The sequence below is a fragment of the Bradyrhizobium sp. USDA 4503 genome (assembly GCF_054055815.1).
This window is the reverse complement of record NZ_JBSRXS010000001.1, coordinates 166,758-184,305: the sequence shown is the minus strand read 5'-3', so window position 1 is coordinate 184,305 and position 17,548 is coordinate 166,758. Positions and strand designations below refer to the sequence as shown.

The 17,548-nt window shown below is 66.5% G+C and carries 13 protein-coding genes; 5 read left to right on the top strand and 8 right to left on the bottom strand.

Translation table 11 applies throughout. The features are described 5' to 3' along the window. Positions 1-161: 161 nt before the first annotated feature. Positions 162-1,058 carry a LysR family transcriptional regulator gene (locus ACVMIH_RS00860; protein ID WP_018270739.1) on the bottom strand — a complete coding sequence of 299 codons (897 nt, stop codon included), beginning with the start codon at positions 1,056-1,058 and terminating at the stop codon, positions 162-164. A gap of 256 nt (positions 1,059-1,314) precedes the next feature. Here ACVMIH_RS00860 and ACVMIH_RS00855 point away from each other — a divergent pair, with 256 nt between their 5' ends. Genes ACVMIH_RS00855 through ACVMIH_RS00835 form a run of 5 tightly spaced genes read left to right on the top strand, consistent with a single transcriptional unit; the run spans position 1,315 to position 7,281 of the window. Then, a complete protein-coding gene (locus tag ACVMIH_RS00855; RefSeq protein ID WP_456860397.1) occupies positions 1,315-1,791 on the top strand; it encodes a formate dehydrogenase subunit gamma in 477 nt (158 codons plus the stop codon). After that, on the top strand, positions 1,788-3,344 hold the full coding sequence (locus ACVMIH_RS00850; RefSeq protein ID WP_456814168.1) for a formate dehydrogenase beta subunit: 1,557 nt from the start codon (positions 1,788-1,790) through the stop codon (positions 3,342-3,344). Before ACVMIH_RS00855 ends, ACVMIH_RS00850 begins: the two co-directional genes overlap by 4 nt. Positions 3,345-3,357: 13 nt before the next feature. Continuing rightward, a complete protein-coding gene (gene fdhF / locus ACVMIH_RS00845) occupies positions 3,358-6,237 on the top strand; it encodes a formate dehydrogenase subunit alpha (RefSeq protein ID WP_456860395.1) in 2,880 nt (959 codons plus the stop codon). Positions 6,238-6,239: 2 nt separating this feature from the next. Next, the gene (fdhD, locus tag ACVMIH_RS00840; RefSeq protein WP_141340902.1) at positions 6,240-7,076 is read left to right on the top strand and encodes a formate dehydrogenase accessory sulfurtransferase FdhD; all 837 of its coding nucleotides are present in this window, start codon (positions 6,240-6,242) and stop codon (positions 7,074-7,076) included. Further along, a complete protein-coding gene (locus ACVMIH_RS00835) occupies positions 7,060-7,281 on the top strand; it encodes a formate dehydrogenase subunit delta (protein ID WP_456860393.1) in 222 nt (73 codons plus the stop codon). The genes fdhD and ACVMIH_RS00835 overlap by 17 nt, the downstream gene beginning before the upstream one ends. A gap of 163 nt (positions 7,282-7,444) precedes the next feature. Here the strand turns inward: ACVMIH_RS00835 and ACVMIH_RS00830 are convergent, their stop codons facing one another. From ACVMIH_RS00830 to ccmE, 7 genes are all read right to left on the bottom strand, one after another. Then, positions 7,445-10,402, bottom strand: a complete 2,958-nt coding sequence (locus ACVMIH_RS00830) for a bifunctional [glutamine synthetase] adenylyltransferase/[glutamine synthetase]-adenylyl-L-tyrosine phosphorylase (protein WP_456860391.1) — start codon at positions 10,400-10,402, stop codon at positions 7,445-7,447. Then, positions 10,399-11,853 carry an ATP-binding protein gene (locus tag ACVMIH_RS00825; protein ID WP_456860389.1) on the bottom strand — a complete coding sequence of 485 codons (1,455 nt, stop codon included), beginning with the start codon at positions 11,851-11,853 and terminating at the stop codon, positions 10,399-10,401. The genes ACVMIH_RS00830 and ACVMIH_RS00825 overlap by 4 nt, the downstream gene beginning before the upstream one ends. Continuing rightward, complete coding sequence (locus ACVMIH_RS00820) at positions 11,837-12,517, bottom strand: response regulator transcription factor (RefSeq protein WP_016842329.1); 681 nt, start codon at positions 12,515-12,517, stop codon at positions 11,837-11,839. Before ACVMIH_RS00820 ends, ACVMIH_RS00825 begins: the two co-directional genes overlap by 17 nt. Positions 12,518-12,782: 265 nt before the next feature. Continuing rightward, entirely contained in the window at positions 12,783-14,369 is a 1,587-nt protein-coding gene (locus ACVMIH_RS00815) for a Do family serine endopeptidase (protein ID WP_057020253.1), read from the bottom strand. Between the two features lie 171 nt (positions 14,370-14,540). Beyond that, entirely contained in the window at positions 14,541-15,047 is a 507-nt protein-coding gene (locus ACVMIH_RS00810; RefSeq protein WP_316397117.1) for a cytochrome c-type biogenesis protein, read from the bottom strand. Then, the gene (locus tag ACVMIH_RS00805) at positions 15,047-17,029 is read right to left on the bottom strand and encodes a heme lyase CcmF/NrfE family subunit (RefSeq protein WP_168858114.1); all 1,983 of its coding nucleotides are present in this window, start codon (positions 17,027-17,029) and stop codon (positions 15,047-15,049) included. Before ACVMIH_RS00805 ends, ACVMIH_RS00810 begins: the two co-directional genes overlap by 1 nt. Then, a complete protein-coding gene (ccmE, locus tag ACVMIH_RS00800) occupies positions 17,026-17,523 on the bottom strand; it encodes a cytochrome c maturation protein CcmE (RefSeq protein ID WP_141340773.1) in 498 nt (165 codons plus the stop codon). The genes ACVMIH_RS00805 and ccmE overlap by 4 nt, the downstream gene beginning before the upstream one ends. Between the last annotated feature and the right edge of the window lie 25 nt (positions 17,524-17,548).

Here is a 17,548-nt window from a genome sequence, read left to right as displayed (position 1 = left end):
CGCCGCAATGCAACCGCCGAACCGGCGCTGAGTTCCATCTTTGCTGCGAGTATTGTCCGCCGGCTGAACACCAGGACTTGCTTCAACGCAAGCACACAACGCGTGGTCGGTTGCTGCTGTGCCGGAACCGTGGCGGAAAGGCTACAAAGGAATGCCGAGAGCTACGCGCTCTCGAGCGTCGGCGCGACCTCGCGTGCGACCTGCACCAAGGCTGCGATCAGCGGCGTCATCGGATCGCGCTGCGGGATCACGAGGCCGATGCTGTAGTCCACGACCGGATCGACGATCGGAATGCTGCGCACGGCATCCGCAAGGCCGAGCGTCTCGGCGAGCTTGGCCGGCATCACGCTGGCCCAGCGGCCGGTCTTCACGTGGGTGTAGAGCACGAGCAGTGAGTTCGACGTCAGCGTCGGCGTCGCCTCCGCGCCGACCGAGGTCAGCGCGCGATCGATGATGCGGCGGTTCTGCATGTCGGGCGTGAGCAGACAGAGCGGCACGGTGCCGACTTCCTTCCACGTCACCTGCTTGCGGTCGCCGAACATCGCATCCGGCGCCGTCAGCAAGCGATAGCTCTCGTTATAGAGCGGGATGGTGCGGACCTTGCCGATCGGCTCGTTCTCGATATAGGTCAGCCCGGCATCCACCTCGAGATTCTCAAGCAGACCGAGCACATCGGCCGACGTGCACGACTGGATGCGGAACCGCACGTCGGGATGGCGCGCCCGGAACGGCGTGGTCAGCGAGGCCACCATGCCGAGCGCGGTCGGGATCGCCGCGATCCGGATCTCGCCCGACAGCTTGTCCTTGAGGCTGTTGATCTCCTGCTTCATCGCGCGCGCATCGCCGACGATGCGCCGCGCCCAGTCCAGCGTCCGCTCCCCTTCGGGCGTGAAGCCCTGGAAGCGGGATCCGCGCTGCACCAGCATGACGCCGAGGATTTCCTCGAGCTGCTTGAGACTGGTCGACATCGTCGGCTGGGTGACGCCGCACGCCTCCGCAGCCCGGCCAAAGTGCCGTTCCTTGGCCAGCGCCAGCAGAAGTTCCAGCTTGTCGATCAAGGTTCAAATCCCTTCGGAAAACGGCGCCCCAAGCGGCAGCCCAACACGTCCATAGGTAGCACGATCGGGGTGCGATCCCGAAATCCAAAGCGCCCCGGAAGTGCGTGATTCCAGAACATTATTACGATCCCGCATCGATCCATTCGACAGCGCTATTAATCGCGTTTCGCAATCGCCGCATGAGACAGCTTTATTGATGTTTCGAAGGATTCCAACTCTCATGTGCGAAGCAAAAAACTGATCGTGAGAAGCGCTGATGACGGTGGGATACGAAGCTTGGGACAAGGCGCGCGGCGCTGAAATCATCGCCGAGCATGCCGGGCTCGAAGGCGCCACGCTGGTGATCCTGCACGCACTGCAGGAGGCCTTCGGCTACGTGCCGGAGCCTGCGATCCCGATGGTGGCGGAGGCGCTCAATTTGTCGCGCGCCGAGGTGCACGGCGTGTTCACCTTCTACCATGATTTCCGGAAGCAACCTGCGGGCCGCCACGTCCTCAAGCTGTGCCGCGCCGAGGCCTGCCAGGCCGCCGGCGGTGATGCGCTCGCGGCGCGCGCGGAAGCCAAGCTCGGCGTTGCCCTGGGCAATACCACGGCGGATGACCGCGTGACGCTGGAGCCGATCTACTGCCTCGGGCTGTGCGCCACCGCGCCCTCGGCGATGCTGGATGGCCGCGCGGTCGGCCGGCTCGACGAAGCGCGGATCGACGCGCTGGTCGCGGAGGCACAGCGATGACAATGCGGATCTTCATTCCCCGCGACGCCGGCGCGGTCGCCGTCGGCGCCGACGACGTCGCCCTCGCCTTCGAGCAGGCCGCAGCAGCGCGCGGCATGCCGATCGAGATCGTCAGGACCGGTTCGCGCGGGCTGTACTGGCTGGAGCCGCTGGTCGAACTCGCGACCGCCCAGGGCCGCGTCGGATTCGGCCCGGCGACGCCGGCGGACGTTCCACCCCTGCTCGACGCGATGGCCGGCAACGGTCAGCACGCGCTGCGGCTTGGGGTCACGGACGAGATTCCCTGGCTGAAGCGCCAGACCCGGCTGACCTTCGCCCGCTGCGGCGTGATCGATCCGCGCTCGGTCGACGATTACCGCGCCCATGGCGGCTACAAGGGCCTGGAGCGGGCGCTGACGCTGACCTCCGACCAGATCCTCGCCGACGTCACGACGTCCGGTCTGCGCGGCCGCGGCGGCGCCGGCTTCCCCACCGGCATCAAGTGGAAGACCGTGGCGCAGGCCAGCGCCGACCGCAAATACATCGTCTGCAACGCAGACGAAGGCGACAGCGGCACCTTCGCCGACCGCATGATCATGGAAGGCGACCCCTTCGTCGTGATCGAGGGCATGACGATCGCAGGTATCACCGTAGGCGCCACCAAGGGCTACATCTACATCCGCTCGGAATATCCGCACGCGGTCGAAGCGATGAACGCGGCGATCGTGGTCGCCCGCCGCGCCGGCTTGCTCGGCAAGCGCATCGGCGGCTCCACCCATGAGTTCGATCTCGAGGTGCGTGTCGGCGCCGGCGCCTATGTCTGCGGCGAAGAGACCTCGTTGCTGGAAAGCCTCGAGGGCCGCCGCGGCATCGTGCGGGCCAAGCCGCCGCTGCCGGCGCATAAGGGCCTGTTCGGCCGCCCGAGCGTGATCAACAACGTGCTGTCGTTCGCGGCGATTCCCTTCATCCTCGACAACGGCGCCAAGGCCTACGCCGATTTCGGCATGGGCCGCTCGCGCGGCACGATGCCGATCCAGCTCGCCGGCAACATCAGATATGGCGGGCTGTTCGAGACCGCCTTCGGCGTCACGCTCGGCGAACTCGTCGACGAGATCGGCGGCGGCACCTTCACCGGGCGCGAGGTGCGCGCGGTTCAAGTCGGCGGCCCGCTCGGGGCCTACTTCCCGCGCGCGCTGTTCGACACGCCGTTCGACTATGAAGCGTTCGCCGCGCGCGACGGCCTGATCGGCCATGGCGGGATCGTGGTGTTCGACGACAGCGTCGATATGGCGAAGCAGGCCCGCTTTGCGATGGAGTTCTGCGCGGTCGAATCCTGCGGCAAGTGCACGCCGTGCCGGATCGGCTCGACCCGCGGCGTCGAGACCATCAACAAGATCATCAATGGCGAGCGCGTGGCGGAAAACCTCGCTGTTGTCGAAGACCTCTGCAACACCATGAAATTCGGCTCGCTGTGCGCACTCGGCGGCTTCACGCCCTACCCCGTGATGAGCGCACTGAAACACTTCCGGGAAGATTTCGGTCCCGCACCGGCCCGGCTGCAGGCCGCGGAATAGCAAGGAAATCACGATGTCGCTGATCCAGGAAACCGATTTCGGCACGCCCAAATCCAAATCCGAGACGATGGTCACGCTGACCATCGACGGCAATCAGATCACGGTGCCCGAAGGCACCTCGATCATGCGCGCGGCGATGGAAGCCGGCACCCAGATTCCAAAGCTCTGCGCGACCGACATGGTCGACGCCTTCGGCTCCTGCCGGCTCTGCCTCGTCGAGATCGAGGGCCGCGCCGGCACGCCGGCCTCCTGCACGACGCCGGTTATGCCCGGCCTCGTCGTGCACACCCAGAGCGAGCGGCTGAAGAAGCTGCACAAGGGCGTGATGGAGCTCTACATCTCCGACCACCCGCTGGACTGCCTGACCTGCGCCGCGAACGGCGACTGCGAATTGCAGGACATGGCGGGCGCGGTCGGCCTGCGCGACGTGCGTTACGGCTATGAAGGTGAGAACCACGTCTTCGCCAAATCGCACGGCTGCGAAAACGACAACTGGATGCCGAAGGACGAGTCCAATCCGTACTTCACCTACGACCCCTCGAAGTGCATCGTCTGCTCGCGCTGCGTCCGCGCCTGCGAGGAAGTGCAAGGCACCTTCGCGCTGACGATCTCCGGCCGCGGCTTCGACAGCCGCGTCTCGCCCGGCATGAACGAAAGCTTCCTCGGCTCGGAATGCGTGTCCTGCGGCGCCTGCGTGCAGGCCTGCCCGACCGCGACGCTGACCGAGAAATCCGTGATCGAGATCGGCCAGCCCGAACACTCGGTCGTCACCACCTGTGCCTATTGCGGCGTGGGCTGCGCCTTCAAGGCCGAGATGCGCGGCGAGGAAGTGGTACGCATGGTGCCGTGGAAGGACGGCAAGGCCAATCGCGGCCATTCCTGCGTCAAGGGCCGCTTCGCCTGGGGTTACACCACCCACAAGGAGCGCATCCTGAAGCCGATGATCCGCGAGCGGATCGAGGATCCCTGGCAGGAAGTGTCGTGGGACGATGCGCTGAATTTCGCCGCCGCGAAGTTCAAGGGCATCCAGCAGAAATACGGCCGCGACGCGGTCGGCGGCATCACCTCGTCACGCTGCACCAATGAAGAAACCTATCTGGTGCAGAAGCTGATCCGCGCCGGCTTCGGCAACAACAATGTCGACACCTGCGCCCGCGTCTGCCATTCGCCGACCGGCTACGGCCTGTCGCAAACCTTCGGGACTTCGGCCGGCACGCAGGATTTCGACTCGGTGGAGGACACCGACGTCGTGCTGATCATCGGCGCCAATCCGGCTTCCGCCCATCCGGTGTTCGCCTCGCGGCTGAAGAAGCGGCTGCGCCAGGGCGCCAGGCTGATCGTGATCGATCCGCGCCGCACCGAGATGGTGGAATCTCCGCACGTGAAGGCGCTGCATCTGCCCCTGATGCCCGGCACCAACGTCGCCGTGCTCACCGCGCTCGCCCATGTCATCGTCACCGAAGGGCTCGTCGATGAGGCCTTCGTGCGCGAGCGCTGCGACTGGAGCGAGTTCCAGGACTGGGCGGCTTTCGTCGCCGATTCCAAGCACAGCCCGGAAGCCACCGCGATCATGACCGGCGTCGATCCGAAGGTGCTGCGCGAGGCGGCCCGAATCTATGCCACCGGCGGCAACGGCGCGATCTATTACGGGCTCGGCGTCACCGAGCACAGCCAGGGCTCGACCACGGTGATCGCGATCGCCAACCTCGCGATGGCGACCGGTAATATCGGCCGGCCCGGCGTCGGCGTGAATCCGCTGCGCGGCCAGAACAACGTGCAGGGCTCCTGCGACATGGGCTCGTTCCCGCACGAGCTGCCGGGCTACCGCCACATCGCCGGCGATGCGGTGCGCGAGCAGTTCGAGGCGATGTGGAACGTCAAGCTCAACAACGAGCCGGGCCTGCGCATCCCGAACATGTTCGACGCCGCCATCGAAGGCAGCTTCATGGGCCTCTACGTGCAGGGCGAGGACATCCTGCAGTCCGACCCCAACACCAAGCATGTGGTGGCGGCGCTGTCGGCGATGGAATGCATCATCGTCCACGATCTCTTCCTGAACGAGACCGCGAACTACGCCCATGTCTTCCTGCCCGGCTCGACCTTCCTCGAGAAGGACGGCACCTTCACCAATGCCGAACGCCGCATCCAGCGCGTCCGCAAGGTGATGACGCCGCTCAACGGCTACGCCGACTGGGAAGTGACGATCATGCTCGGCAAGGCGATGGGCTTTGAGATGAACTACACCCATCCATCCGAGATCATGGACGAGATCGCCGCGCTGACGCCGACCTTCGCGGGCGTCTCCTATGCCAGGCTCGACGAGCTCGGCTCGGTGCAGTGGCCCTGCAACGAAAAGGCGCCGGAAGGCACCCCGGTGATGCATATCGGCGGCTTCGTGCGCGGCAAGGGCAAGTTCATCCTCACCGAATATATCGCGACCGACGAACGCACCGGCCCGCGCTACCCGCTGCTGCTCACCACCGGCCGCATCCTCAGCCAGTACAATGTCGGCGCGCAGACCCGCCGCACCGAGAACGTGGTGTGGCACGCCGAGGACCGGCTGGAGATCCATCCGCACGACGCCGAGCAGCGCGGCGTGCGCGACGGCGACTGGGTGCGGCTGGCGAGCCGCGCCGGCGAGACCACGCTGCGCGCCGAGATCACCGACCGCGTGGCGCCGGGCGTTGTCTACACCACGTTCCACCACCCTGACACCCAGGCCAACGTCATCACGACTGATTTCTCGGACTGGGCCACCAACTGTCCCGAGTACAAGGTCACCGCAGTGCAGATCTCGCCGTCGAACGGTCCGTCCGACTGGCAGAAGGCCTATGACGAGCAGGCTCGCCACTCCCGCCGCATCGCCGCGCCGGTGGTGGAAGCCGCGGAATAGCGATGCGCGAGCCCGTCTATCAGGCGAACCGGAAGGTCTGGCGCAACGGCGTCTTCAGCGACGGCGCGCGCCTGATCCCGGAGGAGACGCCGCTCGCGCTGACCTATAATGGCGGCACCTACGCCGTGATGATGGGCTCGCCCGAGGACCTCGGCGATTTCGCCGTGGGCTTCAGCCTGAGCGAAGGCATCGTGCAAGCGGCCGACGAGATCGAGACCCTCGACATCGTCGAGCTCGATGACGGCATCGAGCTTCGGATGTGGCTCAGGCCTGACAGGGCCGAGCGGATCGCCGAGCGACGGCGCAACATCGCCGGACCGACCGGCTGCGGCCTGTGCGGACTCGATTCCATCAGCGAGGCAGTCCGGCCGGCCGCGGTGGTACGCGCCGGCCGCGCCTTCTCGCCGCGCGAGATCATGGCGGCGATGGCGGCGGTGGCGCCGCTGCAGGAGATCAACCACCAGACCCGCGCCGTGCACGCCGCGGCGTTCTGGACGGGCGCGCGCGGCATCGTGGCGCTGCGCGAGGATGTCGGCCGCCACAATGCGCTCGACAAGCTCGCTGGCGCGCTGGCCCGCGACAAGGTCATGGCCGGCGAAGGCATGGTGCTGCTCACCAGCCGCGTTTCGGTCGAAATGGTTCAGAAGACCGCCGCGATCGGCGCGCCGCTGATCGCTGCGGTGTCGGCGCCGACCGCGCTTGCGGTGCGGATGGCGGATGCCGCCGGCATCACGCTCGCCGCGATCGCTCGCGCCGATGGATTTGAAATCTTTACGCATCCGGAACGCGTCACAGGCGCGATGGCCGGCAAGGAGCCCGCTTATGTCGTCGTCGCCTGACAAACTGGTCTATATGGCGAACCAGATCGGAAAATTCTTCCAGAGCCAGGGGCGCGAGCGTGCCGTGCAGGGCATTTCCGAGCACATCTGGAAGTTCTGGGATCCGCGGATGCGCAAGCAGATCTTCGCCCATCTCGACGCCGGCGGCACCGGCCTCGATCCCGACGTCCGCCATGCCTTGCAGAAGCTGAAGCAGCAGGCGTAGCTTTCTGGACTATCATTCCTAGAGGCTGTGAGCGCTCCGCACCGCCGTCATTGCGAGGAGCGATAGCGACGAAGCAATCCACCTCTCCGCTTGCGGAACCGTGGATTGCTTCGCTTCGCTCGCAATGACGTGGATCGAGCGGTGATTGTAGGCGCTACCGCCTCTACCCCACGATCGTGTTGAAGACGCGGCGCACCTCGCTCTGGGTTTCGCGCAGGCGCGCTTCCAGCGCGGAGAAGTCCGGCGTGTCCCCGGCCCGCGCCATTACGCGCAGCAGGTCTTCGCCCGCGGTCTCCGGATTGAACTTGCCGGTGACGCAGAGCCGCAGGATCTGCGTCAGGTCATGATAGAGCCGCGCCGCGGAGCGCAGGATCTCCGCCTCGGACTGGCCGAGCAGGCCGAGCTTGGCGGCATTGTCGAGCACCTGCAGCGTCGAGACACTGAGGATTTCCGGCTTCGCCGCGGCATGCGCGAGCTGGAGATATTGCGCGATGAAATCGATGTCGACGAGCCCGCCGGCGGCGAGCTTGAGATCCCAGACGTCGTCCTCGCCCTTCTCCAGCGCGATCGCGCGCCGCATGTCGGCGACGTCGGCCGCGGTCGATGCCGCATCGCGCGGCCGGGTCAGCACGCTGCGGATGATCGTCTCGATCTTCTCGCGGAACTCAGGCGACGACGAGATCACGCGGGCGCGCGTCAGCGCCATGTGCTCCCAGGTCCAGGCCTCGCGCTCCTGGTAGTCGGAGAATGAATCGATCCGCGAGGCGACCGGGCCGGCGCGCCCCGACGGGCGCAGCCGCATGTCGACCTCATAGAGCACGCCGTAATTGGTTCGGGTCGTGAAGGCGCTGATCAGGCGCTGGGTGAAGCGGGCAAAATACTGCGCGCCATGCAGCGAGCGCTCGCCGTCGGAGTCCGGCGCCTCGCTGTCGAAATCGTACAGCAGGATCAGATCGAGGTCGGAGGACGCCGTCATCTCGCGGCTGCCGAGCCGGCCCATCGCGATGATCGCGGTCTCCTGCCCCTTGATCCGACCATATTGCGCGGCGAACTGGTCGGTGACGAGGCCGTGCACGGTGTGGACGATCCCCTCGGCCACATCGGCAAAGGCGGTGCTGGCGTGCTGCGCCGATACCGTGCCGGACAGGATCCGCGTGCCGATCAGGAACAGGCTCTCCTGGCCGAACAATCTCAGACGATCGAGAAAATCCTCGTAGGACGACGCATCCTGCAACGTGGCGGCCAGCCGCTCCGACAGTTCCTTCTTGTCCGGCATCGCGCCGAAGAAGCGCGGATCGACCAGGCCGTCCATGATCTGCGGCTGCCGCGCCAGCATGTCGCCGAGCCGCGGTGCCGCGCCGAGGATCAGCGCCACCAGCGCGACGAAGTCGCGGTTCTGGCTGAGCAGCGAGATCAGCCGGCCGCCCCGCTGCAGCGCGCCGAGGAAACGGTCGAACGCCGCCACCGCATCGTCCGGCTCCTCGGCATGCGCGAGGCCGTCGATCAGGCCGGGAATGAATTCCAGGAACGCGGCGCGCGTCGCCTCGACGCGCAGCGCGCGATAGTCGCCCTCGATCCATTGCTGCACGGTGCCGGCAACCGCAATGGGCTTCTTGAAGCCGAGATTGGCGAGATGTTCGATCAGGCGGGCATCCTCAGGCCCGGCGCCGTAGTCGATATCCGGCAGCTTTGCGGTGCCGGTCGGATCGTCGCCCTCGAACAGCTTGCCATAGTGGTTCTGCACGATCTTGAGCTGGCCGAGCAGATCTCTGGCGAAGGCCTCGCGATTTTCGTAGCCGAAGAAATGCGCAAAGCGCTCGACATCCTCAGGCGCTTCGGGCAGCGAATGGGTCTGCTCGTCGGCGATCATCTGCAGCCGGTGCTCGACCCGGCGCAGGAATTCATAGGCCGTCGTCAATTCGTCGCGCGCTTCAAAGGTGATCCAGTTGCTGTTGGCGAGCACGTTGAGCGCCTCCAGCGTCGGCCGCACCCGCAACTCCGGATGGCGGCCGCCAGCGATCAGCTGCTGGGTCTGGGCGAAGAACTCGATCTCGCGGATGCCGCCGCGGCCGACCTTGACGTTATGGCCCTCGACCGAGATCTCGCTCTGGCCGCGATAGGTCTGCATCTGCCGCTTCATGTCGTGGACATCGGCAAGCGCGGCAAAATCCAGATGCTTGCGCCAGACGAACGGCGCGAGCTCGGCGATCAGGGCCTCGCCGGCCTTCGGATCGCCGGCACAGGGCCGCGCCTTGATCATCGCGGCGCGCTCCCAGGTGCGTCCCTCGCGCTCGTAATAATGCAAAGCCGCGTCGGTCGAGATCGCGACCTGGGTCGAGGCCGGGTCCGGACGCAGCCTGAGATCGACCCGGAACACATAGCCGTCGCCCGAGCGCTGCTGCAGCATCCGCGCCATCGCCTGGGTGACGCGCACGAAGAACGGCTGCGGCTCGATGTCCTCGGCGAGCGAGGTGGCCGCGCGATCGAAGAACACGATCAGGTCGATGTCGCTGGAATAGTTCAGCTCGCCGGCCCCCATCTTGCCCATCGCGAGCACGATCAGGCCCGAACCTGCTTCGGGGTGATCGGGATCGGCGGCGGTCATCCGGCCGCGGGCCACTTCCTGCCGGAACAAATATCGCAGCGCCGATTGCACCGAATTCACCGCGATGTCGGTTAGCGCCGCCGTCACCCGCATCACCGGCCAGACGCCGCCGATGTCGCACAGCGCGATCATCAGCGCGGCCTCCGCCTTCATGCGGCGAAGCAGAACCATCACGTCGGCCTCGCTGCCGGCGGCGAGCACCTCGCGCGACGTCGCCTCGATCAGGTTGGCCAGATGCGACTCCGGGTCGCATGACAGGATCCTGATCAGCCGCGCGGCGTCGGCACGCGCGAGCTCGAACAAATAGGGCGAGAACTCGGCGATGCCGCGCAGGATGTCCCGTGCGAACGGATGTTCAAGCAGCGCATTGAGCGCGGCCAATTGCGCCGGCTCGAGCTCGGCGAACCAGTCGGTCAGGCGCTGATCGGCGGATGTGGGCGCGGCGACACGCGGTCCGTCCGCGAACCGCGCGGCCAGACCATGTCGATCCGCGTTTCCCGGCGCGGCGGCATTCATGCCGCCTTCTGTGGCACATCCGGCGTTTGAGCCGCAAGCCTGTCACTGCCGCCCGCCCGCGCGGGCAGCACCAGGGTGGCGACCAGCCCCGGATGGGCATCGCCGAGCCTGAGCTCGCCGCCATGAAGCGTGGCGACCGCCGAGGCCAAGCTGAGGCCGAGACCGGAACCGGGTAAGGTCCGGCTCGCCTCGAGCCGGACGAAGCGCTCGACCGCGTGCTTGCGGTCGGCCTCGGGAATGCCCGGACCGTGGTCGGTGACGCTGAGCAGGACCTGGTCGCCCTCGCGCCGCGCCTCGATCAGGATCTCCCGCGCATCCGCATTGAGCGGCTGCACGCTGACGTCGGGCTTGCCGTATTTGATGGCATTCTCGACCAGGTTGGCGACCGCCTGGCTGATCAATTCGCGGTTGCCGTGAATCGGCGCCGGCACGGTCTTCACCTGCAGCGTCATGCCGTCGTCCTCGGCCAGCGGCTCGTACAGTTCGTGGATGCCGTTGGCGACATCGGCGCCGTCGAAATCGTCCATGTTGCCGCGCGCCTGGCCGGACTCGGCACGCGCAATCATCAACAGGGCGTTGAAGGTGCGGATCAGCCCGTCGGATTCCTCGATGGTCCGCTCCAGCGCCGCGCGATAGTCGGCCTCGCAGCCCGACCGCGCCAGCGCCTCCTCGGCGCGGTTGCGCAGCCGCGTCAGCGGCGTCTTGAGGTCATGGGCGATGTTGTCGGAGACCTCCTTCAGCCCCGTCATCAGCGCCTCGATGCGCTCGAGCATGGCATTGAGATTTTCCGCCAGGCGATCGAGCTCGTCGCCGCTGCGGCCGACCGGCAGCCGGCCGGACAGATCGCCCGCCATGATGCGCTTGGTGGTGCCGGTCATGGCGTCGATCCGGTGCAGCACGCGGCGGGCGACGAAGATGCCGCCGCCAATGCCGAGCACGACGACGACGAGGATCGACCATTGCGCGGCCTTGGCGACGATGCCGAACAGCCGCCGCCGCTCCTCGAGGTCGCGCCCGACCAGCAGGCGGAAGCCGTTCTCCATCTCGGTGACCTTCACGAGCGCGCGGTGATCGGTCTTGTCCTGGTCGTCGAGCCGGCGATAGGCGGTCTCGGTCCAGCCCTGCACGCTCATCACGCCCGGTGCCAGCGCGCCGACATTGCCGGCGAGCATCTGCCCGTTCGGCGCCGTCACCAGATAGAGGTTGGCACCCGGCCGCAGCGCACGATTGCCCATGGTGCCCAGCAGGCCGCGCAGGCCGCGGCGGTTGTAGATGTCGGTGATCTCGCTGATCTCGACGTTGACCGTCGTCGTGATCTGCTCGGTGATCAGCCGCCGCGTGTTCCAGGCGAAGTAAGCCAGCAGCGAGGCGGCGAACAGCGCGAACAGGAACAGGTAGACCAGCGTCAGCCGAAACGCCGTGGTCCGGATCAGTTTACCGAATGCCGTCACGGATCATATACCCCGCGCCGCGGATGGTATGCAGCAGCGGCCGCTCAAAACCCTTGTCGATCTTGGAGCGCAGCCGCGAGATGTGGACGTCGATGACGTTGGTCTGCGGATCGAAATGATAATCCCAGACATTCTCGAGCAGCATGGTGCGCGTCACCACCTGCCCGGCATGCTTCATGAGATATTCGAGCAGGCGGAACTCGCGCGGCTGCAAGGTAAGCTCGTCCTTGCCGCGGGCGACGCGATGGGACAGCCGATCGAGCTCGAGGTCGCCGACCCGGTAGGTCGTCTCCTCGGCCGGGCCGACATTGCGCCGCGACAGCACCTCGACGCGCGCGAGCAGCTCGGCGAAGGAATAGGGTTTCGGCAGGTAGTCGTCGCCGCCGGCGCGCAGGCCCTTGATGCGGTCATCGACCTGGCCGAGCGCCGAGAGGATGAGTACCGGCGTCCGGTTGCCCTTGTCGCGCAGGCTGCCGATCAGCGACAGGCCGTCACGCTTCGGCAGCATGCGATCCACAACCAGCACGTCGTAGTCGCCGGTCTCGGCCATCGACAGCCCTTCCTCGCCATCGGAGGCGAGATCGGCGATATAGCCGACTTCGCGGAATGCCTTGACCAGATAGTCGGCTGACTCACGGTCGTCTTCGATGATCAGGATGCGCATTTGCGGAGCGATTGCGGTCACGGGAATTGGCCCTCTGTCAGCATGACGCGGCCGGCCTGCACATGCAAGACGACCGCGTATATTCTCGATTGCTTGAAAAAAGTGGGCGGTGAAGCTGGGGGACCTCACCGCCCTGAGACCTTCCGACAGAGGGGGGCATATTCCATCGAAAGGCAACGTAGGGAGCGAGCAAGGGGCCCGCCCCCCGGAAAGCGCCGTCGGCGGGGGCGACTGATGCCGGCGACGCCTTCCAACTCATAGATAGTTATCCCTTCGCCAGCGGCACTGCCACAAAGCGCGACGAACCGCCGCTCTTCACGCGCATGAGAACGCTGTTCTTGCTGTCATTGCGCGCCGCGGTGATCGCATCCCGCACTTCACCGGCGGTGCCGACGGACTTGCCGGCGACCTCGAGGATCACGTCGCCTTCCTTGAAGCCCCGCTCAGCGGCAGCACTCTTGGGATCGACTTCGGTCACGACCACGCCATCCTTGCCGGCGCCGGCCACGCTGTTGGCGGGCGCGACGGTGAGGCCGAGCTTCGGCACGTCGGTGCCGCGGGACGAGTTGCCCTTGTCGCTCTTGTCGGTGTCCGCCTTGGCTTCCAGGTTGTTCGGCAGCTGGCCGAGCGTGAGGTTGACGGTCTTGTCCTGACCCTTGTGCAGCACGTTCAGCTTCACGGCGTTGCCGGGCGCGAGGCCACCGATGGTGCGGGCGAGTTCGCGCGCATCCTTCACCGGCTCGCCATTGACGGCGGTGATGACGTCACCGGATTCGATGCCGGCCTTGGCCGCCGGGCCGTTGGCCTGCGGTTCGGCAACCAGCGCGCCTTCGGCCTTCTTCATGCCGAGGCTGTCGGCGATGTCGGAGGTCACCGGCTGGATCTGGACGCCGATCCAGCCACGGCTGACCGCGCCCTTGTCCTTCAACTGGGCGACGACGCTCTTGACGGTCTGGGCCGGGATCGAGAACGCGATGCCGACGCTGCCGCCGGACGGCGAGTAGATCGCCGTGTTGACGCCCATCACCTCACCGGACACGTCGAACGCCGGGCCACCCGAATTGCCCTTATTCACGGGCGCATCGATCTGGATGAAATCGTCATACGGGCCGTTGCCGATGTCGCGGCCGGAGGCCGAGACGATGCCCGCGGTCACGGTGCCGCCTAGGCCGAACGGATTGCCGACCGCCAGCACCCAGTCGCCGATGCGCGGCTTGGTTTCGGAAAGCTTGGCAAACTGGAAGTTGGAGCCGCCCTCGACCTTGATCAGCGCGAGGTCGGTGCGCGGATCGGTGCCGATCACCTTGGCGGAATAGGTCTTGCCGTCGTCGGTGGTGACTTCGACCTTGTCGGCGCCGTCGACGACGTGATTGTTGGTCACGGCAAAGCCGTCAGCCGAGATGAAGAAGCCGGAGCCCTGGCCCGTCACCACGCCACCGCCGCGCGGTCCACCGCGCAGGCCCGGGGGCAAGCCATCCGGACCGCCGAAGCGGCGGAAGAAGCGCTCCATCGGCGAACCCGGCTGGAACGGCGAATCGTCATTGTTGTTGCTGTCATCCTTCGCGACCTTCTCGCGAATGTTGACCTTGACCGAGATCACCGACGGTTTCACGCGCTCGACGATGTCGGCAAATCCGACCGGCTGCTGAACCTTCTTGACCTCGTTATTGACCTGCGCATGCGCGGGCGTCGTGAACAGGTCGGCGGGGTTGTGCGAGGGGCTGAAGCCGTAGGTGGCGGCGCCGAGGCCGGCCACGACCGACGCCATCAGCGCGAGTTTGCGGGCAGAGAACAGCGAGCGCTTCGGCGCCTTGTAGGATGGAAGGGTCGAGAGGTCGGGACGGTCAGTCATGTCTTGAAATCTCCAGGGGCCAGAATCATTGGTGCCGGGGCAAGCACCTGATGGGTCTGAACATGGGGTCATCAGCCTTACGGCGCGCTGGCTGCGGAATTAAACTTTTGTAATCGAGGCGGCCGCCGCTGCGGCAGAATAGCGCAGGTAAATAAAGGACTTAAAAGGGAACTAAAGCGGCTTGTCCGGCGCGGATTCCGCCGCCAGTAGGCGTTCCAGCCGCGCCTGCTCGTCGGACGTCAGTCCAGGGGCGGAATCGCCCCCGCCGGCGGCCGGATTTGCCTTGCGCCGGCCGAGCCGCCAGAGCGCCAAGCCGCCCAGCAGCAGCGCCAGCGGCGGGGTCAGCCACAGCAGCAGCGTGTGCTCGTTGAGGCGCGGCTTCAGCAGCACGAATTCGCCGTAGCGGGCGACCAGGAAATCGATCACCTGGGCGTCGCTGTCGCCGGCCGAGATGCGTTCACGCACCAAGAGACGGAGATCGCGCGCCAGCGGCGCCTCCGAATCGTCGATCGACTGGTTCTGGCAGACCATGCAGCGCAGCTCCTTGGAGAGCTCGCGCGCCCTCGCCTCCTTGGCCGGATCCGCCATGACCTCGTCGGGCAGCACCGCTCGGGCCGGCGTCGCACCGAGCATCAGGACCGCGGCAAGCACGGCGGCTGCAAGCGCGCGCGACCGCATCACTCGGCCGCCTGCAATGCACGCGCCGCTTTCGCCGGCTTCGGCGCGCCGACCCGCAAGCGGCGGTCGGACAGCGACAGCAGACCACCGAACGCCATCAGCACCGGGCCCCACCAGATCATCAGCACCAGCGGCTTGTGATAGATGCGCACCGCGATCGCGCCGTCGGCCGAGGTATCGCCGAGCGAGATGTAGAGCTGGCTGGCGCCGCGCGTCATCAGCGCGGCCTCGGTCGTCGAGGCGCCGCGCGTCGTGAAGTTGCGCTTCGACGGCGTCATCACGCTGACCTTCTCGCCGTCACGCGTCACGGTGAATTGCGCGACCATCTCGCGGAAATTCGGACCCTGCCGCGGGTTCAGGCCGTCGAGCCGCAACTGGTAGCCGGCGACGCGAGCGACGTCGTCCGGCTTCATCGCGCCGATATATTCGCTGTTCCAGGTGGTCTCGCAGACGATCCCGATCAGCGCGACGCCGAGACCGGCATGCGCAAACGCAGTTCCCCAAGTCGCACGCGGCAAGCCGCGCGCGCGGCGCAACGAGAGCGACAGCGGAATCCGGAACAGCGCGATGCGCTCGGCGAGATCGCACAGCGCGCCCATGATCACGAACACCGCCAGTCCGATCGCGAGCGGCGCCAAGGTCGCGCCGCCATAGGTCCACGCCAACACCAGCGCCATCGCAACCAGCGCGACGATGCCGGCCACCATCAGCCGCTGCGCCGCGCCGAGCAGATCGCCGCGCTTCCAGGCCAGCAGCGGCCCGAACGGCACCGCGAGCAGCAGTGGCACGAACAGCGGCGCGAAGGTGAAATTGAAGAACGGCGCTCCGACCGAGATCTTCTCGCCGGTCAGCACCTCTAGCGCCAGCGGATACAGCGTGCCGATGAACACGGTCGCGCAGGCGGTGGTGAGCAGCAGATTGTTGAGCACGAGCGCGCCTTCGCGCGAGATCGGCGCGAACAGCCCGCCCTGCTTCAGCGCCGGCGCACGCCAGGCATACAGCGACAGGCTGCCGCCGATGAAGACGAACAGGATCAGCAGGATGAACACGCCGCGTGTCGGATCGGTGGCGAACGCGTGGACCGAGGTCAGCACGCCGGAGCGCACCAGGAAGGTGCCGAGCAGCGACAGCGAGAAGGTCAGGATCGACAGCAGGACGGTCCAGACCTTCAGCGCGTTGCGCTTCTCCATCACCAGCGCCGAATGCAGCAGCGCGGTGCCGGCAAGCCACGGCATCAGCGATGCGTTCTCGACCGGATCCCAGAACCACCAGCCGCCCCAGCCGAGCTCGTAATAGGCCCAATAGGAGCCCATCGCGATGCCGAGCGTCAGGAATATCCAAGCCATCAGCGTCCACGGCCGCACCCAGCGCGCCCAGGCGGCGTCGATCCGTCCCTCGAGCAGCGCCGCCACCGCGAACGAGAACGAGATCGAGAAGCCGACATAACCGAGATAGAGCATCGGCGGATGCACCGCGAGGCCGATATCCTGCAGCACCGGATTGAGGTCGCGTCCCTCCAGCGGCGGATTGGCGATGCGCAGGAACGGGTTCGAGGTGATCAGGATGAACAGATAGAACGCGCTGGCGACCCAGGCCTGCACCGCCAGCACATGCGCGCGCAGCGACAGCGGCAGATTGTTGCCGAAGGCCGCGACGAGGCCGCCGAACAGCGCCAGGATCGACACCCACAGCAGCATCGATCCTTCATGGTTTCCCCACACGCCGGTGATCTTGTAGAGCAGCGGCTTCAGCGAGTGCGAATTCTCGTAGACATTGGCGACCGAGAAATCCGAGGTGACGTGCAGCGTCACCAGTGCCGCGAACGACGCCGCGACGAACAGCAACTGGGCGAGCGCGGTCGAACGCGCGACGTTCATCAGCGCCGCATCGCGCCAGCGCGCGCCGACGATCGGCACGATGGACTGGATCAGCGCCAGCCCGAGCGCGAGCACCAGGGCGTAATGTCCACTTTCGGCAATCACCGCACGGCTCCCTGGGTCGGCGCCGCGGAGGCGCTCGGCGTATTGCCTGATTTGGCACCGTAATCGTCCTTCCAGTGCCCCTGCTTCTTCAGGGCGTCGGCGACGTCCTTCGGCATGTAGGTCTCGTCATGCTTGGCGAGCACGGTGTCGGCGCGGAACACGCCGCCCGCGTCGAGCGCGCCTTCGGCGACGACGCCCTGCCCCTCTCGGAACAGATCCGGCAGGATGCCCTTGTAGGCGACCGGCAACGTCGCGCCGCCGTCGCCGACGGTGAAGGTCACGGCGAGATTGTCGCCGCGCTTGAGCGAGCCCTGCTCCACCAGGCCGCCGAGCCGGAAACGCTTGCCCGGACCGAGATGCTTTTCGGCGACCATCGACGGCGTCGAGAAGAACACGATGGAATCGCGCAGCGCGTTCAGCACCAGGCCCGCGGCGATCGCGAGCACGACGAGCGCGCAGCCGATCAGTGTCAAACGCCGTTGCTTCCTGGTCATGTTCCATCCTTGCGCATGACATCCT